Origin of the sequence: Kitasatospora sp. NPDC059722 (genome assembly GCF_042733235.1) — a bacterium.
Lineage (GTDB): Bacteria > Actinomycetota > Actinomycetes > Streptomycetales > Streptomycetaceae > Kitasatospora.
In genome coordinates this window covers 1-4,288 of record NZ_JBHWGD010000223.1, presented here as the reverse complement: position 1 = coordinate 4,288, position 4,288 = coordinate 1, and the positions used below count along the sequence as shown (strand labels likewise).

4 protein-coding genes are annotated in these 4,288 nt (G+C 75.3%); 2 read left to right on the top strand and 2 right to left on the bottom strand.

The annotated features are described in order from the left end of the window. Positions 1-67: 67 nt before the first annotated feature. Positions 68-964 carry a PAS domain-containing protein gene (locus ACFV4F_RS42640; protein WP_380511280.1) on the bottom strand — a complete coding sequence of 299 codons (897 nt, stop codon included), beginning with the start codon at positions 962-964 and terminating at the stop codon, positions 68-70. A gap of 199 nt (positions 965-1,163) precedes the next feature. Here ACFV4F_RS42640 and ACFV4F_RS42635 point away from each other — a divergent pair, with 199 nt between their 5' ends. Beyond that, entirely contained in the window at positions 1,164-2,018 is an 855-nt protein-coding gene (locus tag ACFV4F_RS42635; protein WP_380445758.1) for an SDR family NAD(P)-dependent oxidoreductase, read from the top strand. A 78-nt stretch (positions 2,019-2,096) separates the two neighbouring features. Here ACFV4F_RS42635 and ACFV4F_RS42630 read toward each other — a convergent pair whose 3' ends face one another. Continuing rightward, complete coding sequence (locus tag ACFV4F_RS42630; protein ID WP_380511277.1) at positions 2,097-3,281, bottom strand: S1 family peptidase; 1,185 nt, start codon at positions 3,279-3,281, stop codon at positions 2,097-2,099. A 362-nt stretch (positions 3,282-3,643) separates the two neighbouring features. On the opposite strand from ACFV4F_RS42630, the gene ACFV4F_RS42625 reads away from it, so the two are divergent. Further along, entirely contained in the window at positions 3,644-4,216 is a 573-nt protein-coding gene (locus ACFV4F_RS42625; RefSeq protein ID WP_380511275.1) for a hypothetical protein, read from the top strand. Positions 4,217-4,288: the final 72 nt, after the last annotated feature.

Here is a 4,288-nt window from a genome sequence, read left to right as displayed (position 1 = left end):
TATTTATAACGCGCACTCAGATAAATACTGTTTAAAGGTTGTCGGCTTCTTCCTATTTCTATAAGAGTCAGGTCAGCCTCAGCAGGAGCAGTGAGGTGAGGCCGGCGGCGGCGTCCGCTCCGTCGGTGAGCACGGCGACGCCGCCCGCGAGGCTGCGCGCGCCGGGGGAGCCCTCGCGGTGGCGGACGGACTCGCCCGGCCGGGGCAGTTCGTCGAGCGCGGCCTGGAGCCGCAGGACGGACTCGGCGGCGGCGCGGTGCAACCGCTGGGTGCCGCCCCGTCCGGTCCGGTCGGCGGTCGCCTCGGGCGGCAGGACGTCGACGGTGACGAACTCGGCGAGCCGGGGGACGGCGAAGGCGGCGAGCTCGGCGCAGGTGGTGTCGACGTCGAGGGTGGTGCCGATGCGCTCGGCGGCGGCGTCGAGGAGGGCGAGCCGCGCGCGGGCCCGTTCGAGCTCGTGCAGTTGTTCGCGGGCCGGTCCGGGGTCGTCGAGGACGACCACGACGACGCCGGCGGTCCGTCCGGCGCGCTCCAGCGGCCGGTAGCGCACGCGCAGGCCGGGCGGGACGGGCGCGCCCGGGGCGTCGGGGCCGCCGGTGACCTGTTCGCGGTCGCGGCCGTCGGCCAGCACGCGGCGCAGGGCGGCGGTGGCGCCCGCGAAGGCGGTGGCGTGGGCGGGGTGGCCGAGCAGGTCGGCGGGGTGCAGGCCGGTGACGGCGGTGAAGGCGGGGTTGGCGTACTCCCAGCGCAGGTCGGCGTCGAGCAGCGCGACCGCGACGGGGGCGGCGGCGAGGACGTCGCGGTGGAGGTCCGGCCCGTCGCTCCCGGTCACCGGGCCGGAGCGCGCGGCGAGGCCCGCCGTCGTCGCCGCTGCCGCCGTCGCGGACCGGCGCTCGGGCGTGGCGGACGGGCCTTGGTCGCCCGGGGCGGGGTCCTCGGTTCGGTGGCCGTGCCGGAACTGCATACGCCCATGATCACGCCCCGCGGCCCGGCACGCCCGGAAGAGGGCGAAACCTTGACTGGGCGGAAGCGCGGTTGTGACCGACCCGATGGTATTCGTGCACGTATTTGCGTGTGCGCACACACAACGATAGAGTGCGTGCACACGCACACAGTCGTGGAGCCCGTCCCCGTCGGCGCACCAGCAGATGCAAGAGGTATCGATGAACACCACCACCGCCCCGATCGTCCTCATCACCGGCACCTCGTCCGGGATCGGCCTCGCCGCCGCCGTCTCCGCCGCCCGGGCCGGGTTCCAGGTGGTCGCCACCATGCGCGACACCGGCCGCGCCGGAGCGCTGCGCGCCGCCGCCGAGGAGGCCGGCGTCGCGGGGCGCGTCGAGGTCGAGCGGCTGGACGTCACCGACCCGGCGTCCGTCGCGGCCTGCCTGGACGCCGTCGTCGCCCGGTACGGCCGGCTCGACGCCGTCGTCAACAACGCGGGTGCCGGGCGGGTCGGCACGATCGAGCAGGACGGGATGGAGCCGGTCCGGTTCACGATGGAGGTGAACTACTTCGGCGTCGTCGAGGTCACCCGGGCCGCCATGCCGCACCTGCGCGCCAGCGGCGGCCGGGTCGTCACCGTGACCAGCGTGGGCGGCGTCGTCGGCCAGCCGTTCAACGAGGCGTACTGCGCCTCGAAGTTCGCCGTCGAGGGCTTCATGGAGTCGCTGGCCCCGGCTGCCGCCTCGGTCGGCGTGCACGTCAGTGTGGTCGAACCGGGCGCGGTGGCCAGCGAGTTCATCGGCAACCAGGCCATCGACGTGCCCGCCCTGCTCGACGCGGCCGGCCCGTACGCCCCGGCCCTCGGCGCGTACGTCGACCGCACGCTCAAGGCCTTCGGGCAGGCGCAGACGCCGGAGGAGGCCGCCGCGCCGGTCGTCGAGGCGCTGACGGCCGAGCGGCCGGCGTTCCGGATCCAGACCTCGGCGGCGGCGCGGGCGTTCGCCGGTACCAAGCTGGCGGACCTCGACGGTTCGGCGGTGCAGACGATGACGGGCGGCTGGGTCGCGGGCTGATCCCGGCCGCGACCGGTGCCGCCGCCCTCCCGTCGCGCTTGCGGCGGGAGGGCGGCGCACTGGTGGACGGTCGGACGGTCAGGCGGTGGCCAGGGTCAGGCCGTAGGTCTGCAGGATCGGGTTGACCGGCTGGAAGTAGGTGGTGCCGCCGGAGGTGCAGTCGCCCGAGCCGCCGGAGGTGACGCCCTGCGCCTGGCTGCCCGAGATGAACGAGCCGCCGGAGTCGCCGGGTTCGGCGCACACGTCGGTGCGGGTCAGGCCGTAGACCGTGCCCTCGGCGTAGTTGACGGTCGCGTTGAACTCCTGGACGGTCCCGCAGTGCCAGCCGGTGGTGGAGCCGGAGCGGCAGATCGATCCGCCGATCGGGGTCTCGGTGGAGCCGGAGACCGTCACCGCGCCGCCGGCGTAGTCGCTGACCTGCGGCTGCGCCGTCCAGCTCGAATCGGCCTGGACCCACGAGTAGTCGTTGCCCGGGAACGTCGAGCCCTGGAAGGTGCCGATCGAACTGCCGTCGGAGGCCGTCGCGTTGGAGCCGGGCTGGCCGCAGTGGCCGGCGCTGACGAAGCCCGGCTGGCCGTTCGACGTGACCGGGAAGCCGATCGAGCAACGGGCCGCGCCGTCGATGTAGTACGCGTCGCCGCCGTGCAGGTCGGCCAGCGGCCGCGGGGTCTCGGCGGCGCGCTCGACCCGGACGAGGCCCCGGTCGACGCCCGCCTGCCGGAGGAACGCCTCGGTGCGGCCGGTGTCGGTGGACTGGACGACGACGGTGTTCCCGGTGACGTCCACGTACCAGAGCGGCGTGGCCTCGGGCGTGGTCGCGGCGACGGCGTGGTCCAGCGCGTCCTTCGCGCCGTCGAGGGCGGAGAGGCTGTGCCGGACGACGGTGGCGGTGCCGCCGTGGGCGGTGATCTCGCGGGCGGCGGAGGCGTCGGTGGTGGCGACGGTGAGGGTGGCGTCGGGCCCGCTGACCCAGGCGCCCGCCCAGCGGTCGCCGAGCGCCTGACGCAGCGCCGACTGGACGGCGGTGGCCCGGCCCTCTTCGGCGAGCCGGTCGGTCGCGGCCTGCGGGGACAGGCCGAGGTCGCGCTGCATCGCGTGCAGGAGGGCGGGCGATGCGGCGACCGGCCGGGTGGGGGCGGCCAGGGCGGCGGCGATCGACGGTTCGTCGGCGCCGGTACCGGTGGTGGCGCCGGAGGCGGGGGCGGCGGCGAGCGCGACGGCGGCGAGCGCGCAGGCTGCGGCGAGCGCACGGATTCGGAGCATGGGGGAATCTCCTTGGTTCGCGTGGGGGTTGGAGCGACCGTAGCGATCGTGACGTGACCTCAGGAACATGCCGGAACCCCCCGTGCTCCGGCGTTATACCCCCGCGCCGTCACCGCTCGGGCGCGATGGGGTGTTCGAATGGCGGACGCGTGGGGGGTGCGGAGGCGTGGAGGGGCGTGCGCGCATGCGCGAGGCGCTCAGGGGCGCGCGGCTGATGGGAGGCCGGGATGGTCAACGCTCGGTAGTCGGCAGGTCTCGATCCGCCAACGAGTGTGCGATCCGTGCCCGGCCGGTGAGGGAGTTCTGCTTGACTCGCTCACCTCTCCCACCTCACCCGAATCGGAACGGAGCGTTCTCCCCTCATGCCTTCACGGATACGCGTGGGCCGCAGCGGCGCCCGCCGGGGCGCAGGTCTGGCGGCCTTCGCCGGACTCGTCCTCACCGTCGGCCTGGCGCTGACGGGTTGCGACCCCTCGGCGGCGGACGCCGGCGCCAAGGCCTCGGCCTCGCCCACCCCGACGGCCGCGCCCGCCACTTCCGCACCCTCGGCTCCTCCCGCTCCTTCCGCTCCGCCCGCGGCCACCACGCCGGCGGCCGAACCGACGACGGCCGCCGCGCAGCCGCCGGCCCCGCCCGCCACGCACGCACCGGTGTCCGCGCCCGCTCCCGCTCCGGCGAGCAAGCCGCCGGTGACCAAGGCGCCGCAACCGCAACCGCAGCCCAAGGTGACGACGGCCCAGCCTCCGACCGACCCGCAGCCCCAGCCGCCCGCGGCCGCCGGTGGCGGCGGCTGCGAGATCCGTTCCAACGCGGGCAACTGCTACGCGGCCGGCCAGTTCTGCCGCGACGCCGACCTCGGCCTGAGCACCCACGACGCCAACGGCCGGATGATCACCTGCCGGATCGTGAGCGGCAAGCCGCACTGGCAGGCCTGAGAGAGCGGCCGTACCTGCCGCGGGGGGGGGGGGGGGGGGGCGCGCCGCGCCGCGCGGGCGGCGAGCGGGTGG